Origin of the sequence: Achromobacter sp. RW408, assembly GCF_003184165.1 — a bacterium.
GTDB lineage: Bacteria > Pseudomonadota > Gammaproteobacteria > Burkholderiales > Burkholderiaceae_B > Achromobacter > Achromobacter xylosoxidans.
Genome location: NZ_QHHO01000040.1, coordinates 1 through 19,017 on the forward strand (window position 1 = coordinate 1; position 19,017 = coordinate 19,017).

Annotated in this window: 18 protein-coding genes and 1 tRNA gene; 12 read left to right on the plus strand and 7 right to left on the minus strand. The window is 66.7% G+C overall.

The window, feature by feature from the left end; all coding sequences use genetic code 11:
* Positions 1–5: 5 nt before the first annotated feature.
* From DK459_RS07570 to DK459_RS07580, 3 genes are all read left to right on the plus strand, one after another.
* A tRNA-Met gene (locus DK459_RS07570) sits at positions 6–82 on the plus strand.
* 222 nt (positions 83–304) lie between these two features.
* On the plus strand, positions 305–649 hold the full coding sequence (locus DK459_RS07575; RefSeq protein WP_006388383.1) for a hypothetical protein: 345 nt from the start codon (positions 305–307) through the stop codon (positions 647–649).
* Positions 650–906: 257 nt separating this feature from the next.
* Entirely contained in the window at positions 907–2,157 is a 1,251-nt protein-coding gene (locus DK459_RS07580) for a TIGR03862 family flavoprotein (RefSeq protein WP_024068229.1), read from the plus strand.
* 6 nt (positions 2,158–2,163) lie between these two features.
* Here DK459_RS07580 and DK459_RS07585 read toward each other — a convergent pair whose 3' ends face one another.
* Together DK459_RS07585 and DK459_RS07590 are read right to left on the minus strand one after the other, a co-directional pair.
* A complete protein-coding gene (locus DK459_RS07585; RefSeq protein ID WP_006388385.1) occupies positions 2,164–2,565 on the minus strand; it encodes a hypothetical protein in 402 nt (133 codons plus the stop codon).
* A gap of 63 nt (positions 2,566–2,628) precedes the next feature.
* Positions 2,629–2,988 carry a hypothetical protein gene (locus DK459_RS07590; protein ID WP_049050782.1) on the minus strand — a complete coding sequence of 120 codons (360 nt, stop codon included), beginning with the start codon at positions 2,986–2,988 and terminating at the stop codon, positions 2,629–2,631.
* A 168-nt stretch (positions 2,989–3,156) separates the two neighbouring features.
* Between DK459_RS07590 and DK459_RS07595 the strand changes: the two genes are divergently transcribed.
* The 5 genes from DK459_RS07595 to DK459_RS07615 all read left to right on the plus strand — a co-directional run bounded on the left by DK459_RS07595 (position 3,157) and on the right by DK459_RS07615 (position 7,224).
* Complete coding sequence (locus tag DK459_RS07595; RefSeq protein ID WP_006388387.1) at positions 3,157–3,288, plus strand: entericidin A/B family lipoprotein; 132 nt, start codon at positions 3,157–3,159, stop codon at positions 3,286–3,288.
* 158 nt (positions 3,289–3,446) lie between these two features.
* Complete coding sequence (locus tag DK459_RS07600) at positions 3,447–3,872, plus strand: BPTD_2524 family lipoprotein (RefSeq protein WP_110134623.1); 426 nt, start codon at positions 3,447–3,449, stop codon at positions 3,870–3,872.
* Positions 3,873–3,874: 2 nt separating this feature from the next.
* On the plus strand, positions 3,875–4,288 hold the full coding sequence (locus DK459_RS07605) for a hypothetical protein (RefSeq protein ID WP_006388389.1): 414 nt from the start codon (positions 3,875–3,877) through the stop codon (positions 4,286–4,288).
* 100 nt (positions 4,289–4,388) lie between these two features.
* Entirely contained in the window at positions 4,389–5,681 is a 1,293-nt protein-coding gene (locus tag DK459_RS07610; protein ID WP_006388390.1) for an aspartate carbamoyltransferase, read from the plus strand.
* A 130-nt stretch (positions 5,682–5,811) separates the two neighbouring features.
* On the plus strand, positions 5,812–7,224 hold the full coding sequence (locus DK459_RS07615; protein ID WP_006388391.1) for a diguanylate cyclase: 1,413 nt from the start codon (positions 5,812–5,814) through the stop codon (positions 7,222–7,224).
* Positions 7,225–7,322: 98 nt separating this feature from the next.
* Here the strand turns inward: DK459_RS07615 and DK459_RS07620 are convergent, their stop codons facing one another.
* The gene (locus DK459_RS07620; protein WP_006388392.1) at positions 7,323–8,222 is read right to left on the minus strand and encodes a recombination-associated protein RdgC; all 900 of its coding nucleotides are present in this window, start codon (positions 8,220–8,222) and stop codon (positions 7,323–7,325) included.
* A 151-nt stretch (positions 8,223–8,373) separates the two neighbouring features.
* On the opposite strand from DK459_RS07620, the gene DK459_RS07625 reads away from it, so the two are divergent.
* Complete coding sequence (locus DK459_RS07625) at positions 8,374–8,583, plus strand: hypothetical protein (RefSeq protein WP_006388393.1); 210 nt, start codon at positions 8,374–8,376, stop codon at positions 8,581–8,583.
* Between the two features lie 430 nt (positions 8,584–9,013).
* Here the strand turns inward: DK459_RS07625 and DK459_RS07630 are convergent, their stop codons facing one another.
* The 3 genes from DK459_RS07630 to DK459_RS07640 all read right to left on the minus strand — a co-directional run bounded on the left by DK459_RS07630 (position 9,014) and on the right by DK459_RS07640 (position 13,181).
* On the minus strand, positions 9,014–10,675 hold the full coding sequence (locus DK459_RS07630; protein ID WP_035183535.1) for an MFS transporter: 1,662 nt from the start codon (positions 10,673–10,675) through the stop codon (positions 9,014–9,016).
* A 324-nt stretch (positions 10,676–10,999) separates the two neighbouring features.
* Complete coding sequence (locus DK459_RS07635; protein WP_085941802.1) at positions 11,000–12,376, minus strand: sensor histidine kinase; 1,377 nt, start codon at positions 12,374–12,376, stop codon at positions 11,000–11,002.
* Between the two features lie 115 nt (positions 12,377–12,491).
* The gene (locus tag DK459_RS07640; protein ID WP_006388398.1) at positions 12,492–13,181 is read right to left on the minus strand and encodes a response regulator transcription factor; all 690 of its coding nucleotides are present in this window, start codon (positions 13,179–13,181) and stop codon (positions 12,492–12,494) included.
* A gap of 378 nt (positions 13,182–13,559) precedes the next feature.
* Here DK459_RS07640 and recA point away from each other — a divergent pair, with 378 nt between their 5' ends.
* On the plus strand, positions 13,560–14,624 hold the full coding sequence (gene recA / locus DK459_RS07645; RefSeq protein ID WP_006388399.1) for a recombinase RecA: 1,065 nt from the start codon (positions 13,560–13,562) through the stop codon (positions 14,622–14,624).
* A gap of 101 nt (positions 14,625–14,725) precedes the next feature.
* Positions 14,726–15,466: a recombination regulator RecX gene (gene recX / locus DK459_RS07650; protein WP_006388400.1), complete on the plus strand. Its 741-nt coding sequence runs from the start codon at positions 14,726–14,728 to the stop codon at positions 15,464–15,466.
* 46 nt (positions 15,467–15,512) lie between these two features.
* Here the strand turns inward: recX and DK459_RS07655 are convergent, their stop codons facing one another.
* Positions 15,513–16,430, minus strand: coding sequence for a LysR family transcriptional regulator (locus DK459_RS07655; protein WP_006388402.1), 918 nt, complete (start codon positions 16,428–16,430; stop codon positions 15,513–15,515).
* Between the two features lie 195 nt (positions 16,431–16,625).
* Here DK459_RS07655 and metE point away from each other — a divergent pair, with 195 nt between their 5' ends.
* Complete coding sequence (gene metE, locus DK459_RS07660; protein WP_054443050.1) at positions 16,626–18,923, plus strand: 5-methyltetrahydropteroyltriglutamate--homocysteine S-methyltransferase; 2,298 nt, start codon at positions 16,626–16,628, stop codon at positions 18,921–18,923.
* The last annotated feature ends 94 nt before the right edge of the window (positions 18,924–19,017 follow it).

Sequence of the window (19,017 nt, forward strand, 5' to 3'; positions counted from 1 at the left end):
TCAGACGCGGGGTGGAGCAGTCTGGCAGCTCGTCGGGCTCATAACCCGAAGGTCGTAGGTTCAAATCCTGCCCCCGCAACCAGTTTCCAGCAGTACCCGGCGCCATCGGCGGCAAGGTTCCAAGCCTCTGCCAGCGCTGCGAAAAAACCGTGACACGCGTCGCGGTTTTTTTTCGTCCTTCGCTTGCCTTGCATCAAGCCATCGTTCCAGTCCGGAGTTTCCCTGGGTCCACGGACCGCACAGCCGGCGGGCGCTGCGCTACCATGGTTCAAGCGCGCGAGTCCGCCGCATACGAGGAGGGTCCATGGGCACGGCAAAATACGATCATCCCGGCTATGTCGCCGATACCGGCGCCGAAGGCAAGTACCACGTGGGCATCTGGTGCCCGCACGGCTATCCGGCCCACATCCATATCGGCCGGCCCGCCGAACGCGGCGATCCGCAGGCGCTTCTGCGATTGCGCATTCCCGATGGGGTGTTCCAGTCCTTGCCCGACGATCCCGAAACCCTCTGCCGCCGGGCTCTAGGCCAGGCCTTGGGGGCGGGGCTGTTGCGCGCCGTGGCCGTCGACGGCGAATACCAGGAGCTGCGTTTCCAACTCGATGCCGAACCCTGGTCGGGCCCGATGCAGGCGGCCGGCAACGCCTAGGCTGGAGTTACCCACAGCGATTGTGGACAAGCCTTGGGATAGACGCTGTGCATGTCTCGATATGGCAGCAATATCAAGGGCTTGGCCGCGGCGATGAAAAAATGCCCCATACGGGGCTTTTTTCATTCCGGCGGCAGGCGCCGTGACGCGTGCGACAATCGCAGCCCCGGCGGCGTGTGCCGCCTCGGTAATTCCGGATTCCTCCTCATGCATTGCAACCCGCATCCGTTCCGTGGCGGCGCGAAGGCGCCAGCGCCATGAGCGCGTCCTCCTGGCGCGTGGCCGTCATCGGCGGCGGGCCGGCTGGCCTGATGGCCGCCGAAGGCCTGGCCGCGCGCGGCATCCAGGTCGATGTATACGACGCGATGCCATCGGTGGGCCGCAAATTCCTGATGGCCGGCCGTGGCGGGTTGAACCTCACCCACAGCGAAGCCGCGGCGCCGTTCCTGGCGCGCTACGGCGCGCGCGCCGCGCAGATCGAACCCTGGCTGCGCGCGCTGGATGGCGATGGCCTGCGCGCCTGGGCGCGACAGCTCGGCATCGAGACCTTCGTGGGGTCGTCGGGGCGGGTCTTCCCCGCGGAAATGAAGGCCGCGCCCTTGTTGCGGGCCTGGCTGGCGCGCTTGCGAGCGAGCGGCGTGCGCTTCCACATGCGTCACCGTTGGCTGGGCTGGCCGCCGGCCGAGCGGCCCGACGCGGCCAGCCTGCGCTTTGATACGCCCGACGGCGTTCGCACCCAGGCGGCGGACGCCGTGGTGCTGGCGCTGGGCGGCGGAAGCTGGGCCAAACTGGGCTCCGATGGCGCGTGGCTGCCGGGACTGGCGGCGCACGGCATTGCCATGGCGCCCTTGCGGGCGGCCAATTGCGGCTTCGAGGTGGCGTGGTCCTCGCATTTTCGCCAGCGCCATGCCGGCCAGCCGGTCAAGTCGGTCACGCTGCGCTGTGTCGGCGACGCCGGACCCGGGCCGGCCCGCCAGGGCGAATTCGTGGTGACCGAGAGCGGCATCGAGGGCAGCCTGGTGTATGCGTTGTCGGCGCTTTTGCGCGACCGGATCGAAGCGGCCGGCCAGGCCGTGGCGCTGCTCGATCTGGCGCCGGACTGGAGCGACGAAAAGGTACTGGCCGCGATCAGGCATCCGCGTGGCGCGCGTTCGATGTCGAGCCACTTGCAAAGCCGGCTGGGGCTGACGGGAGTCAAGGCGGGGTTGCTGCGCGAATGCGCGGGCGCCGACGATTATCGCGACCCGGCGCGCCTGGGCCGATTGATCAAGGCCTTGCCATTGGTATTGCAGCGGACCCGTCCGATCGACGAGGCCATCAGCACGGCGGGGGGCGTGTGCTTCGACGCGTTGGCGCCCGGCCTGATGTTGCGCCAGGCGCCGGGCGTGTTCTGCGCGGGCGAGATGCTGGATTGGGAAGCCCCCACAGGCGGCTATCTGCTGACCGCGTGCATGGCCAGCGGCGTGATTGCCGCCGAGGGCGTGGCGCGGTTCCTGGCGAGCCGCTGAGCGGCTTCAGGAGCCGTTGGGATAGGGGGCGGCGCTTTGCGCCGGGCGCGGCGCCAGGTCGTTGACCACGTGGCCGACCACCGCCGGCCCCTCGGGTTGCGTGACGATGCCGATGACCCGGGTGATGGCGCTGGCCGGCATGCTGGTGCCCTGGCCGGGATCCTGCACCAATTGCCAGATCCTGGCGTCCCCGGAAAAACCATCGGTTTCCGTGCTGTCGGGGGCATCCAGACAGCTGCGGGCGAATACTGACCAGTCGGAGGCGCTGCAGGGCAGGCCGTGGGCGGTGGCCAGGCGGGCCAACGCCAGGGGCGCGTCCGCCTGGCTCGCGGCATGTTGCGCGGCCGCGCCCAACGAGACATCCAGCGACAGCAGGCGGAGGAACTCTACGACGTTGTCGGTATTCATGCTGCGGTCTCCCTCTTGTTGGAGCTGTTCTGGCCGGTCGCCGACAGGCGCGCCGGGGCGGGGTCAGCCGGGTGCTTGGCCAAGCATCGCGACCAGCGACTGTTTCAGGCGCGACGAAAAAATGGGTATCGTATGTGAGACGCCGCTGCGGTCGACGCCTTCCTTGAGCTGCACCGACTGCCCCAGGAAAATCTCGGGCGCCGCGGCGATGTCGTTGTATCGGACCAGCAATTGGTCGACTTGTTCCTGGGCATCCGCCAGGGTGCTGCTGGCCGCCAGTTGGCCGGCGGCGTGCGCCTGCAGGATGCGGTGCAGATCGTCGATGAAGAGCGCCAATGCGGCCTGGCCGCGGCATTGCGGCTGTTCCCAGCCCCATGCCTGGGGCCCGCCGCCCGTGTTTTCCGATAGGTGTTTCGTGGTCATTGGAGAATCCTAATCGATTGCCGGCAAATACGCGACAGGCCGCGCAAGGCCGGGCCATGTGACCGCGCGGTTGGCCAGGCCGGCGAGAGACGCCAGCGACACAGCGCGCAAAACGGCGGTCTTTGCGGTATGCTGGCTTCGGTTTTCACGCCTCGATAGGAGATGCCCATGAAGAACAAAGTCATTCTCGTGATGCTGCTTTCGATTGCCGCCATGTCGGCGGGGTGCAATACCGTGGCAGGGGCCGGCAAGGACATCCAGCGCGGTGGCGAGAAAATCGAGGGCGCCGCGACCAAGTAATCCGGGCAGGCGAGCCGGGCAAGCAAGTCTCGGCCGGCATGGGTTTCGCGCTTCGCGGCGCGGCCAGGGCCACGCAGGAATGTTGCGGCATTTCGGGCGTGGCCTTTTTGCGTGCGCTGGCATAATCGCGGAATCCGAATCCGATGGCAGGAAGAATCATGCGCAAGTCTGTGTGGGTGGGCGTCACGTTGATGGCCTTGTTGGGTGGTTGCGCCAGCACGGGCGTCTACGAGTCCGAAACCACGCTGAAGGAAACCTTCAGCGTGGATACCAATTACCAGGCTGCCTTCCGCCGCGCGGGCGAATTCGTGCGCACCTGCCACGTCAACGTGCAGCATCCCTACAACGTCGCCTATGCGTGGAAGCACGTCATCGGCGAGAAGGGCGCCCCCGACGAGGTGCAGGTCTACAAGGTGGGTGAAACCGCCAAGATCCTGGAGCTGGTGTCCGCCGAGTCCGACGGGCCGGCCAAGGCCAAGGTCACCGTGACGGTGCTGGGCGAGGGCCGCTGGGATGCGGCCGAGATCGCCGCCGCCCGCGCGTCGATCCAGAGCGCCACCCCCGTCTGCCGCAAGGGCGACTAGGCATGGACCCGCGCGCCCGGCAGATCCGCGCCGCCGGCTTGCCGTTCGCGCTGCTGACGGGCGCTTTTCGCCTGCTGGGCTGGTTGAACGGCGGCGCCGCGCTGGGCCTGGTGGCATTCGTGCTCGGCATGGTGGGCGGCGATATCGCCGCGCCCGATCTGCAATTGCCGCTGTTCTTCCTGCTGGCGGGCCTGCTGGTGGCTTGCCTGGGCGTGTTGTTCGCCTACCTGGCGCAGGTCAGTCTGTTGCGCCAGGGCTACACCGGTCGCCTGGGCCGCGGCCACCTGCCGGCGCAGATACTGGCCATGCTCTGCTACGTGGCCAGCGCCCTGGCATTTTGCGCCGCCTGCTGGCTGGCCGCCGGGCAGGGCGCCACCGATGCCGCCTCGCAAATGACGACTTACGCCACGCTTTGAATTTTCAGGGTAAACCCGTGTGCGCAAAAATGTTGGACTTGCGCATGCGTTGAGAATAATATGCGCAGTGCGTATACAAACCCATTCTCCGGGACCTGCCATGACCATTTCCCAGCAAGCCTTCCTGCGCGACGCGATGCGCCGCCTGAACCTCACGCGCGATGTGTTCGCCACCCGGATCGGCGTCAAGCGCCGGGCCCTGGATACGTGGCTGCTGCCGGAAGGATCGCAGGAATTCCGCGCCATGCCTGAAGTGGTGCAGCGCTTCGTCAGCGAAATCGTGCAGAACGGCGTGCTGCTCGAAAAATATACGCAAAGCGTACAAGAAGGGCCGCTGCGTGAACGCATCGCGGTGGAAGGCAAGCATCAACTGCTGTCGGTGGACCAGTTCACCCGGGAATCGGTGGAAGACCTGTTCCGTGTGGCCGACATGATGCAACCCATCGCGCGCCGCCAGAAGGTCTCGCGCGTGCTGGAAGGCGCAGTGCTGGGCAACCTGTTCTTCGAGGCCAGCACGCGCACCCGCGTCAGCTTCGGCTCGGCCTTCTGCCGCCTGGGCGGCTCGGTGTGCGACACCACGGGCTTCACGTTTTCGTCGATGGCGAAGGGCGAATCCATCTACGACACCAGCCGCGTCATGAGCGGCTACGTCGATGCGATGGTGATCCGCCACCCCGACCAGGGTTCGGTCGCGGAATTCGCGCGCGCCACCAACATCCCGGTGGTCAACGGCGGCGACGGCCCGGGCGAGCATCCCAGCCAGGCCCTGCTGGACCTGTACACGATCCTGACCGAGTTCTCGCGCCTGGGCAAGCTGCTCGACGGCGCGCACATCGCCATGGTGGGCGACCTGAAATACGGGCGCACGGTGCATTCGCTGATCAAGCTGATGGCGCTCTACAAGAACGTCAAGTTTTCGCTGGTGTCGCCCAAGGGACTGGAAATGCCGTCCTACATCGTCGAGCAGGCCAGCCGCAACGGCAACATCATCGAGCAGAAGAGTTCGTTGGCCGAAGGCCTTGCCGGCGCGGACGTGATCTACGCCACGCGCGTGCAGAAGGAGCGCTTCGCCAACGAAGAGAACGAAGGCTATACGCCCGACTTCCAGATCAACCGCGCCATCATCGACGCCTATTGCGGTCCGGACACCATCGTCATGCACCCGCTGCCGCGCGACAGCCGGCCGGGCGCCAACGACCTCAGCGTGGACCTGAACCACGATCCGCGCCTGGCGATCTTCCGCCAGACCGACAACGGTATTCCCATCCGCATGGCCATCTTCGCGGTGCTGCTGGGCGTGGAAGGGCTGGTGCAGCACTCGCTGCGCGATGTGACCTGGCAGCACCCGTCGCACATCGGTCCGGACGACTCGGTGTTCCACGGCCTGGAATAAGGCGTCCGCGGGCCGCGCGGCGGTGTGGTCATGACGGCCGCCGCCGGCGATTTCAAGCATAATCCGCGCTGGTTTTTCCCGTCGCGTGCCGCTCCAGGGCACGCCGTGGAATCTTCGGTCGGATGGTCTTATGTCTTCGAGTAGTCGCGCAGTCCCGTCTTCCCCTGATCCCGCCGGGCAGGCGTGCTACCTCAGCGCTTCCAATGCCCAGGCCTGGCAGGCGGTCTATTCCTCGGTCGATGCCTATACCCGCGGCCAGGTTGCCGCGGTGGTGTCCGACAGCGCCAACGAACTGGTCGACGCCTTTTATTCCACGCTGCTGGCCGATGCCGAGGCGGGGCCGCGCCTGTCCCACGAGATCGTTTCCACGCGCCTGCACAAAGGCATGAAGGGCTGGCTCAAGGGCCTGCTGTGCGTGCGCGAGCAGGGCGACATCGCGGCGTTGATGGCGACCCAGAAAAAAGTGGGCGAAGTCCATGCGCGCGTGCATATCCCGATCCACCTGGTGATGGCCGGCGCCCGCATTCTGAAAAATGAGATCGCCCAGCGACTGCGCGCCAGCGATCTGGATGGCATGGCTGCGTCGATCGCGACCCAGTACGTCTGCAACCTGTTCGACCTGGCGATCGAGCAGATGAGCCGCGCGTTCATGCGCGACATCAACCGCGGCGCCCGCAACGACGAGGCCTATCGCTTGTTCGCGTTGGGGCAGAACATATCGACCGAGCGCGAGCGCCAGCGGGCCGCGTTGCTCGAATGGAGCCAGGCGGTGCTGATCGGCCTGCACTATCGCGCCCCCGAGCAGGTGCTGCCGCGGCTGGCCGCTTCCGAGTTCGGCCTGTGGCTGCAACACAAGGGCGGGGTGCTGTTCGAGAGCGCGCCCGCGCTGGGACAGATCATCGAGGCAGTGGCGCGGCTCGACGACGTGGTGCTGCCACGCCTGCTGCAGGGCAGCCCCGAGTCGCTGCCGGACCAGGTGCGCGAACTGCAGGAACTGGTGGCGCGCATCAAGCATCTGCTCAACGGCCTGTTCGACATGGTGGCCGAGATCGAAAGCGGCAGCGATCCCCTCACCAATGTGCTCAACCGCCGCTTCCTGCCGTCGGTGATCGGCCGCGAGATCCTGATCGCCACGCGCGAGCATTCGACCTTCTCGGTATTGCTGCTGGACATTGATCACTTCAAGGCCATCAATGACAGTCATGGCCACGCTGGCGGCGACCAGGTGCTGCGGCAATTCGCCGAAGTCGTGCACCAGTCCTGTCGTTCCAGTGATTTCGTGTTCCGCTATGGCGGCGAGGAATTCCTGGTGGTGCTGGTGGACACGGCGCGCGAGGCGGCGCTGGCCGCGGCCGAGAAACTGGGCGGAGAAATCCGCCGCCACGCCTTTGCCATTCCGGAAGCGGGCAGCCTGCGGATCACCGCCAGCATCGGCGTGGCGACCTTCGACGGCCATCCGGACTACGCCTACCTGATCGATCGGGCCGACAAGGCCTTGTACCAGGCCAAGCAGGCGGGGCGCGACCGCAGCGTCGCCGGCTAGTTGCCCCCCCGAGGGGGGGCGTTTTCATCTTGAGGCGGCTCGGCGATGAAAAAGGCCGCCTCTTGCGAAGGCGGCCTGTGTCGGCGAGGCGGCTGCGTTCAGATCTTCTTTTCGCCGCCCAGCGCCTCGACCAGCTCGGCCAGCATCTTGGCCAGTTCACCGGTCATGAGCATCATGTCGGAGTCGAACTTCTCGTCGTCGTTGGTGGCGACGGTGTCGTTGCCTTCCTTGAGCACGTCCAGCGGCGCGACGCGCTTGACGTCCAGGCCTTCGGTCAGCACGAACGAAATGCGGTCGGCCCAGGTCATGGCCAGGCGCGTGCACTGCTTGCCCGACTGGATGTGGCGGCGCACGTCGTCGGCGTCGATCGAGTGCTTGACGTAGCGGATGGCCGCGCCGCTTTCACCGGACGAACGCAGCTCGGTGTCCTGGTCGATGCTGAAGTTGCTCGGCGCTTCGTCTTCCGCCAGCCAGCCGGTCATCGCGGAGGCGGGCGACTGCGCCACGTACAGGTTTTCGAGCGGGAACGGGTCCACGCACTTGGCCAAAAGGCCGATGACTTCATCGGCCTTGGCCGAGGCGGCGGCGTCGATCACCAGCCAGTGGTTCTGCGGGTCGATCCACACGCGGGTGTCGCGGTACACGCTGAAGGCGCGCGGCAGCAGTTCGTCGGTGACGCGCTCCTTGATTTCCTTCATCTGCTTGCGGCCCGGCTTGTAGCCTTGCTGCTCTTCGATTTCCTGGGCGCGCGCCTTGGCGACCTGGTTGACGACGGTGCTGGGCAGCAGCTTTTTCTCGGCGCGCAGATTCAGCAGGATCTGCCCGCCCACGACGTGGGCCAGCCCGCCGTTTTCGCGCGGCGGGACCCAGCCCAGGCTTTGCATTTCGAGGTTGTTGCCGGCCTGGTAGGCATGCCGCGCAAGCGTTTCTTCAAGCTGCTCGCCGGTCAGCGTCCACGGCGAGGAGAGACGGTAAATCTTGAGATTCTTGAACCACATGAGCGTCGGCCAAAAGGGTTGATTCTATACGACGCGGACCGCTTTGCCGTAGCGGCGCAATACGATGGGGCCAGGCGACACGTTCTGTCACTGACAGGGGGACGGCCTTGCGGTAATGTCCGCGACATCCCCGTGCAATAGGAGAAGAAGCATGAAGATCGTCGGCGCCATCCTGATCGTGCTGGGCATTGCCGCCCTGGCCTACAAGGGCTTCAGCTACAAGTCCGAGGAAACCGTGCTGCAGGTCGGCTCGGTCAAGGCCACGGCCGAGACCGAGAAGTCCGTGCCAATTCCGATGTGGGCCGGTATTGCCGCGATCGTGGCCGGCGTGCTGGTCATCGGGGTCGGCATGCGCCGTTGAGGCGCATCCCCCGGAAAACCGGAGGCGGCCATCGCGGCCGCCTTTTTTTGCGCCGGCGTCAGCCACCGCAAAAAAAAAGCGGCCCGGCTCAATAAAGGCCGGGCCGGTACGGGAGCACACAATACCGCGTCATAAAAGGCTCGCGGGGAACGCGGTATCGGTGTCAGAACACTAGCCCTGCAACCGCCTGGCAGGGGGATCAATCGCCGGGCGATGAGGCGCAAGGCCGTAATCTGAGGCGCCAGTCTAACGGCGGGGGTCTGACAGCGTCCTGAATCAGGATTGCGCATCGCGTGTCCGCGGTCCATCCAGGCCCGGTCGTTGCCAGGCTGGACGGCCGGCGAGGATTTCGGCGCAAAAAAAAAAGCTCCCAGGGGAGCTTTTGAAAGGCCGGGCAGGCGCAGCAGTCCCGCCCGGCGGGGGATGGTCGTTAAGCGTTGATGTCGTTGTCCTTGGACTCGCGCACGAAGAGCGTGCCGATGACCAGGGTCATGACCGCGATGATGATCGGGTACCACAGGCCGTCGTAGATGTTGCCGGTGGCGGCCACCACGGCGAAGGCGACCGGGGGCAGGAAGCCGCCGAACCAGCCGTTGCCGATGTGGTACGGCAGGCTCATCGAGGTGTAGCGGATGCGGGTCGGGAACATTTCCACCAGCATGGCCGCGATCGGGCCGTACACCATGGTCACGTAAATCACCAGGATGGTCAGCAGCACGACGACCATGACGTTGTTGCTCTGCGCCGGATCGGCCTTGGCCGGGTAGCCGTGGCTGCGGATCGCGGTGGTCAGGGCCTTGTCCAGCTCGGCGGCCTTGGCCTTGAAGTCGGCCGGGGCCATGCCCTTGCCGTCGAACGAGGCGAATTCGTCGCTGCCGATCTTGACCTTGGCCACCGAGCCGGCCGGGGCCGCCTCGTTCTTGTAGTTCACCGAGTTGCGTGCCATGAACGACTTGACCACGTCGCAGGAGCTGGTGAACGAAGCAGTGCCCACCGGGTTGAACTGGAACGAGCAGGTGGACGGGTCGGCGATGACCGTGACCGGCGCGCTGGCCTGCGCCTTTTCGAGCGCGGGGTTGGCGAAGTGCGTCAGGCCCTGGAAGATCGGGAAGTAGGTCGCGGCGGCGATCAGGCAGCCCGCCATGATGATGGGCTTGCGGCCGATCTTGTCCGACAGCGCGCCGAAGATCACGAAGAACGGCGTGCCGATCAGCAGCGCGATCGCGATCATGATGTTGGCGGTGTTGGCGTCGACCTTCAGCGTCTGCGTCAGGAAGAACAGCGCGTAGAACTGGCCGGTGTACCAGACCACGGCCTGGCCGGCGGTCAGGCCCAGCAGCGCCAGCAGCACGACCTTCAGGTTCTTCCACTGGCCGAACGATTCGGCGATGGGAGCCTTCGAGCCCTTGCCTTCATCCTTCATGCGCTGGAAGGTCGGCGACTCGTTCAATTGCAGGCGGATCCACACCGAGATGCCCAGCAGCACGACCGAGATCAGGAACGGAATGCGCCAGCCCCAGGCCTTGAAGTCGTCCTCGCCCATGAAGGTGCGGATGCCCAGGATCACCAGCAGCGACAGGAACAGGCCGAGCGTGGCGGTGGTCTGGATCCACGACGTGTAGAAGCCGCGGCGGCCGTGCGGCGCGTGCTCGGCGACGTAGGTCGCGGCGCCGCCGTACTCGCCGCCCAGCGCCAGGCCTTGCAGCAGGCGCAGGACGATCAGGATGGCGGGCGCGGCCAGGCCGATACTGGCGTAGCTGGGCAGCACGCCTACCAGGAAGGTGGACAGGCCCATGATCACGATGGTGACCAGGAAGGTGTATTTACGTCCGACCAGGTCGCCCAGGCGGCCGAACACCAGCGCGCCGAAAGGGCGCACCGCGAAACCGGCGGCGAAGGCCAGCAGCGCGAAGATGAAGCCGGCCGTGGGGTTCACGCCGGAGAAGAAGTGCTGGGCGATGATGGCGGCCAGCGAACCGTAAAGATAAAAGTCGTACCACTCGAACACCGTGCCCAGCGACGAGGCAAAGATGACGCGGCGTTCATCCTTGGTCATCGGGCGCGGATTCGCGGATGGACCGCGACCTGCCATGGTAGTTGTGCTCATGATGTCTCCTCGATTTTTCTGGCCGGCGGTTTTCCGCCGTGCTTGACCCTCCGCCGGCGGGGCCGACATCGAGCTACCGCAAGGTTGGAACGCCAGGCTGACGGGGTTCTGACGAGACCCTTACCTGAATCTTAAAATTGAAACAAAAAGTAATTTTCCCCTGGGGAGCTAGGGATAGTCCTAGGGACGGAGTGGGGAACCTTGCCTCGCCGGGCGCGAACCTGCCATGCGAAGAATGGGTCGGCAAGATGGGGCGTGCGCCTGTGCGCAAGGGGGAGCGTTGCATGGCGCCCGCGCGCCACGGCAGCCCTAGTCGCCGAGGTCCTCGACCGGTTCGGCGTAGAGCGGAAACACCACCCGGATGCGAGTGCCGGGCAGGTCGGAGTGCGGGGTCGGATGGTCGCTGATGAGGACGGTCGCCTGGTGCTTCTGGGCGATTTCCCGGACGATGGCCAGGCCCAGTCCGCTGCCGTCGGACAGGGTACCCAGCACGCGGTAGAAGCGGTCGAACACGCGTTCGCGCTCTTCGAGCGCGATGCCGGGGCCGGAGTCCTCGACTTCCAGCACGGCCTGCCCATCGAGGGCTTGCACGCGCACCGTGATGTGGCCGCCGCGGGGCGTGTAGCGCAGCGCGTTGTCGACCAGGTTGTTGAGCAGCTCGGCCAGCAGCAGCGGGTTGCCGTTGATCTCGACCGGGGTCTCCGAACCCTCGAAGCCCAGGTCGGTGCCGAGCGACAGCGCCTGCGGCACCCAGTGCATGGCCTGCTCATAGGCGATGGCGTTCAGGTCGGTGGCGGCCAGCCCGATGGCGCTGGGGTTTTCGGCCCGCGCCAGGAGCAGCAATTGGTTCACCAGGCGGGTGGCGCGTTCGGAACCGGTCACCAGCTGGCGCAGGCTGGCCTGCATTTCCTCGGGACTGGCGTCGCGCAGGGCCAGCTCGGCCTGGGTGCGCAGGCCGGCCAGCGGCGTCTTCAGCTGGTGCGCGGCGTCGGCGACGAAGCGGCGCTGCGCCTGCACGTTGGCGGACAGGCGGTCGAGCAGGTCGTTCATGGCCGCCACCAGCGGCGCGATCTCGGAGGGCGCGGCGCGTTCGTCGATGGGCGACAGGTCGTCCGGCCGGCGCGCCCGCAGCCGCTGCTGCAGCGCGTTCAGCGGCGCGACGCCGCGCGACAGGCCGAACCACACCAGCAACACCGCGATCGGCAGCACCACGAACTGCGGAATGATCACGCCCTTGATGATGTCGTTGGCCAGCTGGGTGCGCTTTTCCACCGTCTCGGCCACGATCAAGAGCGCCGGCTGGGTATTGGGCAGGTTCAGGTCGACCCAGGTGAAGGCCAGGCGCACGCCGAAGCCGCGCAGGGTGTCGTCCTCGTACTGGACTTCGCCGGGGCGCGGCTGGCCGACCGAGGCCGGCAGCGGCAGGGCGCGGTCGCCGCCCAGGTATTCGCCGCGGCTTCCCAGGGCCAGCCAGAACACGCTGTCGGTTTCATCGGCGCGCAGCACCTCGCGCGCCGGGTCGGTCATGCGCAGCACCGCGCGGCCATCCTGGGCATGGACCTGGCGCGTCAGCACGTGCAGGTTGTTGGCCAGCGCGCGGTCGTAGGGCACGTTGGCGATGTTCTGCGCCACCACATAGGTGATGGCGACGCTCATGGGCCACAAGAGGAACAGTGGCGCCAGCATCCAGTCGAGGATCTCGCCCAGCAGCGAGCGCTGCGGTGGCGCGAAACTGGGGCCGCGGGCCCCGGCCTGCATCACATCCAGCGCTTCCTGGTTGAGCGCCTCCGGCTGTGGCGGTTCAGCTTGCGAGGTAGGCCGCACCCTGGTCCCGTTCGAGGCAATAGCCCAGGCCGCGCACCGTCACGATCTTCACGCCGCTGGGCTCGAGCTTCTTGCGCAGGCGGTGCACGTAGACTTCGATGGCATTGGTGCTGACTTCCTCGCCCCATTCGCACAGGTGGTCCACCAGCTGGGTCTTGCTGACCATGCGGCCGCTGCGGGTCAGCAGGATTTCCAGCAGGCTGACCTCGCGCGCGGACAGGTCCAGCGTCTGGTCGTCGACCGTGGCCACGCGTCCGGTCTGATCGAACACCAACCGGCCATGCTTGAGCAACGTGGCGCCGCCGCCCGCGCCGCGGCGGGTCAGGGCGCGCACGCGCGCTTCCAGTTCCGACAGGGCGAAGGGCTTGGCCATGTAGTCGTCGGCGCCCAGGTCCAGCCCCTTGACGCGCTGCTCGATGCTGTCGGCGGCGGTCAGGATCAGGACAGGCAGGGCGGAATTGCGGGCGCGCAGCCGGCGCAGGACCTCCAGGCCGGCCAGTTGCGGCAGGCCCAGGTCGAGGATCAGCAGGTCGAAGGCCTGGGCCGCCAGCGCCGAATCGGCCGCCAGGCCGTCGCGGACGGCGTCGACCGCGTAACCGTTGTGGCGCAACGAGCGTGACAGGCCGTCGGCCAGGATGCTGTCGTCTTCCGCGATCAGGATGCGCATGGGCAGTCGAAAAGAAGAAGGGCGCCGGGTGAGCGGCGCACGCGTGCCGCCCTCGGTGGGATGCCGGGGCGGCGTGCCGGGAGCGCAATGGGGACATAGCGCCAGTTTTTTCCCCGATTCTGTCATATGGCACCGGGCTTGCCCACTCAGGGAATACGTGGAAAACTGTGGCACACTGGTTTTTTGTACAGTACAATCCGATGCCATAATCTGCGCTATCGCTTTACCGATCACCGCTTCAGCGCCACAGCTTTCACTGCCAATTTTCTGGCAACAGCTGTCAGCAACGGCCCGATCACCCCTTGCGACAACCCGCGCGCTGACCGACACACGTGCCGCGCCCCGATACGTTACAGACCAGACCTGACAGGACACTACATGGACGACAAAACCACCAAGGCCGCCGCCGCGGAAAAAGCCAAGGCGCTGGCCGCCGCGCTCTCGCAGATCGAAAAGCAGTTCGGCAAGGGCTCGATCATGCGCTACGGCGACAACGAGGTCTCGCATGACATCCAGGTGGTGTCGACCGGCTCGCTGGGGCTGGACATCGCGCTGGGCGTCGGCGGTCTGCCGCGCGGCCGCGTGGTAGAAATCTACGGTCCGGAATCCTCGGGCAAGACCACGCTGACCCTGCAGGTCGTGGCTGAAATGCAGAAGCTGGGCGGCACCTGCGCCTTCGTCGACGCCGAACACGCGCTGGACGTGCAGTACGCCTCGAAGCTGGGCGTCAACTTGTCCGACCTGCTGATCTCACAGCCGGACACGGGCGAGCAGGCCCTGGAAATCACCGACGCGCTGGTGCGCTCGGGTTCGGTCGACCTGATCGTGGTCGACTCGGTCGCCGCCCTGGTGCCCAAGGCCGAAATCGAAGGCGAAATGGGCGATTCGCTGCCCGGCCTGCAGGCCCGTCTGATGAGCCAGGCGCTGCGCAAGCTGACCGCCACCATCAAGAAGACCAACTGCATGGTCATCTTCATCAACCAGATCCGCATGAAGATCGGCGTGATGTTCGGCAACCCCGAAACCACCACGGGCGGCAACGCGCTCAAGTTCTACGCCTCGGTGCGCCTGGACATCCGCCGCATTGGCTCGATCAAGAAGGGCGACGAGGTCGTCGGCAACGAAACCCGCGTCAAGGTGGTCAAGAACAAGGTCGCGCCCCCGTTCAAGCAGGCCGAGTTCGACATCATGTACGGCGCCGGCATCTCGCGCGAAGGCGAAATCATCGACCTGGGCGTGGCCGCCAACGTGGTGGACAAGTCGGGCGCGTGGTACAGCTACAACGGCAACCGCATCGGCCAGGGCAAGGACAACGTCCGTGAATACCTGAAGGAACACAAGGAACTGGCGATCGAGATCGAAAACCGGGTCCGCGAGAACCAGGGCATCGTCAGCCGCGCCGCGGAATTCGTGCCCACCGCCGAAGACGACAGCGAAGAGTAATCGCGTCGCCCCTTCACCGGATAGCGCCGGGCCCGCCAGCCCGGCCGCCAGCGGCAGGCTCCCGTCCCGGGAGGCCTGCCGCTGGCACATAGAGGAAGCGCATGAGCTGGAAACCGCCCGTCACGTCCGCTGATCGCCTGCGCGCCAGGCTGGACGATGAATTCGAGACCGTGGCCAAGCCCGAAGGGCTGCGCCGCACGTCGGACCTGCGGCGGGCCGCCGAATCCACCGGGGCGTCCGGCCAGGAACCAGAGGGCGCCGGCGCGCCGGCGTCGCAGTGGCAGCGCAGTTCCGAACGGCGCGCGGCCGGCGGGCGCGGCCGGCGTGGCAAGGGCGGTGATGATGGCGATGGCGCGGGCGAGGGGGCGCAGCCATCCGAAGACAAGTCGCGCCCGCGCCCCAAGGGGCCGTCGCTGAAAATGCGGGCGGTGGGTTATCTGTCGCGGCGCGAGCATGCCCGCGATGAGCTGGCGCGAAAACTCGCGCCCCATGCCGAAGACCCCGATGAGGTCGAGCGCGTGCTGGACGCGCTGGAAAAGGAAGGCTGGCTGTCGACCGAGCGTTTTGCGCAAAGCCTGGTGCACCGCCGCGCCTCGCGCCAGGGGGCGGCCCGCATCGTGCAGGAATTGCGCCAGCACGGCGTGGATGATGCCCAGGTATCCGAGCTGCGCGAGCAATTGCGCGCCACCGAATACGAGCGCGCGCTCGAGGTCTGGCAGAAACGCTTCGGCGCCAAGCCCGAGGATCGCGCCGCCTATGCCAAACAGGCCCGCTTCCTGGCCAGCCGCGGCTTCGCGCATGACGTCATCCGTCGCATCCTGGGCGCGGGCGACGACGACTGAGCAGGCCGCGCGGCGAGGGCCATTGCCGGCCCGTCGTTGCCTTTTCCTATTTCGCCGACTTGATGCCGCTCAGCGTCTTGAAGCAGACGTCGCGCGTCAATGTCAGGAATTCGTCGATGTACGAGGCGTCGGTGTCCTCGCTGCGCACCGTCGCGTACAAGGTGCGCCACACGCCTTGGGGCCCCAGCCGGCACTGGCGCAGCCAACCCTGGTTCATGTATTCGGTCAGCGCCCAGTTGGGCAGGGCGGCCACGCCGCGGTTGCTGGCCACCAGCTGCGCGATGATGGGCGTCAGTTCCGCCTTGCGGATGGCGGCCGGTTCGACGTCGGCGGGGTCCAGGAAGGCCGTGAAGATGTCCAGGCGCTGCTTGTCCACCGGATAGGTGATCAGCGTCTGGTCGGCCAGTTGATCGGGCATGACGAACTTGCTGCCGGCCAGCGGATTCGATTCGGACACGGCCAGAACCAGCTCGTACTTGAACAGGGGCAGGTACTCGACCGCGTCCAGCGGCTGCGGGTCGGACGTGATCACCAGGTCGAGGTCGCCGCGCACCAGCGCGGGCAGGGGGGCGAACGAGAAGGCCGCCGACAGGTCCAGCGCCACGTCGGGCCATTGCGCGCGGAAGGCGTCGAGCGCCGGCATCAACCACTGGAAGCAGGAATGGCAATCGATGGCCAGGTGCAGGCGGCCGGTGCGGCCCGCGGCCAGCCGCTGCAATTCCCGTTCGGTGGCGCGCATGCGCGGCAGCACTTCGTCGGCCAGCGCCAGCACGCGCAGGCCCGCCGTGGTCAGGCGGGCCGGCCGGGTGCGGCGGTTCAGCAGCGGCGTGCCCAGCCGGGTTTCGAGGTCGCGCAACTGATGCGACAAGGCCGACTGGGTCAGGTGCAGGCGCTCGGCGGCTTCCTGCAGGCTGCCGCCTTCGCGGATGGCGGTCAACGTTTCGAGGTGGCGGATTTCCAGCATGGGGCGGCGGTAGCGGTGAGGATGGCGCCGTCGCCGGGGGGGCAACACGGCGGGAACTCCCGACCAGGGGCGGGAATGAACTTATATTCTATGAGATTTTTTCATCTTATGAATGTAGACATTGATTTTGATTCATTTTGCTTTGGGTCCAGAATAATCGGCACTTGAACAAAATTTGTCTAAGACGCGACTGCCATGACTACGATTCATAATTTGGGGTTCCCCCGCATTGGTGCCCAGCGCGAACTGAAGCGCGCGGTCGAAGCCTATTGGGCGGGCAAGCAGACCGGCGAAACGCTGGAGCAGACCGGCCGCGAGCTGCGCGCCCGGCACTGGCAGGCGCAGGCCGCCGCCGGCGTCAAATTCGTGCCGGTGGGCGATTTCGCCTGGTACGACCAGATCCTGGAATGGACCACGCTGTTGGGCGCCGTGCCGGCGCGGTTCGGCCAGAAGGACAACGAGCCGGTCTCGCTGGACACGCTGTTCCGCATGGGCCGCGGCCGCGCCCCGTCGGGCAAGCCCGCCGCCGCGTGCGAAATGACCAAATGGTTCGACACCAACTACCACTACATCGTGCCGGAACTGGTGCCGGGCCAGGCCTTCCGCATCGCGCGTGAATCGCTGTTCGAGCAGATCCGTGAAGCGCAGGCGCTGGGCCATGCCGTCAAGCCGGTGATCCCGGGTCCGCTGACCTGGCTGTTCCTGGGCAAGGGCGACGCCTTTGCCGGCGGCGCGGCCGACGCGGCCAAGCTGCAATTGCTGGCCAACCTGCTGCCGGTGTATCAGGAAGTGTTGGCCCGCTTCGCCAAGCTGGGCGTGGAGTGGGTGCAGATCGACGAACCCATCCTGGTGCTGGACCTGCCGCAAGCCTGGCGCGATGCCTTCAGGCAGGTCTACGCCACGCTCTCGGCCAGCCCGGTCAAGCTGCTGGTCGCCACCTACTTCGATGGCCTCAAGGACAACCTGGGGACGGCGCTGGCGCTGCCGGTAGCCGGCCTGCACGTGGACCTGGTGCGTGCTCCGGAGCAACTGGGCGACGTGCTGGCCGGCCTGGGCGCCGACAAGGTGCTGTCCGCCGGCGTCATCAACGGCCGCAACATCTGGCGCACCGATCTGGACGCCGCCATTGCGACGCTGGCGCCCGTCAAGCAGCAACTGGGCGAGCGGCTGTGGCTGGCGCCGTCGTGCTCGCTGTTGCACGTGCCGGTGGACCTGGCCAACGAAACCGAACTGGACGCCGAGCTCAAGAGCTGGCTGTCGTTCGCCGCGCAGAAGCTGGACGAGTTGAGCCTGCTGGGCCGCGCGCTGGACAGCGCCACCGAGGCCAGCGTGCAGGACGGCCTGGCCCGTCAGCGCGCCGCCCTGGCCGCGCGTCGCTCGTCCGCCCGCATCCACAACCCCGCCGTGGCGCAACGCATGGCCGCCTCGGCCGCGGTATCGCGGGACCGCGCGCCTTTCGCCGGCCGTATCGCCCGGCAGCAGGAAGAGCTCGGCCTGCCGGCGTTCCCGACCACCACCATCGGTTCGTTCCCGCAGACCGCCGAGATCCGCGCGTTGCGCCGCGACTGGAAGGCGGGCGCGCTGACGGATTCGGCCTACGAGAGCGCCATCCGCAAGGAAATCGAGGAGGTGATCCGATTCCAGGAGAAGGTCGGCCTGGACGTGCTGGTGCATGGCGAACCCGAGCGCAACGACATGGTGGAGTACTTCGGCGAGCTGCTGGCCGGCTTTGCCTTCACCAGGAACGGCTGGGTGCAGAGCTACGGTTCGCGTTGCGTCAAGCCGCCGATCATCTTCGGTGACGTGGCGCGCCCCGCGCCGATGACGGTGGGCTGGTCCTCGTACGCCCAGTCGCTGACCGACAAGCCGGTCAAGGGCATGCTGACGGGGCCGGTCACCATCCTGCAGTGGTCGTTCGTGCGCGACGACCAGCCGCGCGAACAGACCTGCCGCCAACTGGCGCTGGCCTTGCGCGACGAGGTGGTGGACCTGGAAGCGGCCGGCATCAGTGTCATCCAGATCGACGAGCCGGCCATCCGCGAGGGCCTGCCGCTGCGTCGCGCCGATTGGCAGGCGTACCTGGACTGGGCCGTGGATTGCTTCCGCCTGTCGACCGCCGGCGTGCGCGACGAGACCCAGATCCACACGCACATGTGCTATTCGGAGTTCAACGACATCATCGAGTCTATCGCCGCCATGGACGCGGACGTGATCACGATCGAGACGTCGCGCTCCAACATGGAACTGCTCAAGGCGTTCGAGGATTTCCGCTATCCGAACGACATCGGCCCGGGCGTCTACGACATCCACTCGCCCAACGTTCCGGAAGTGGACTGGATGGTCGGCCTGATGCAGAAAGCCGCCGCCCGCCTGCCCAAGGAGCGGTTGTGGGTCAATCCGGATTGCGGCCTGAAGACCCGCGCCTGGCCGGAAACCGAAGCGGCGTTGATCGGCATGGTGCAAGCCGCCCGCGCACTGCGCGAAGCCGCCTGACCGGCGGCGGCCGGCCCGCCGCGAGTTTGCCGGGGCCGGCAACCCGGAGCCCCTGTGTTGCGCGCCTGATGCACGCCACAGGGGTTTTTTTCGT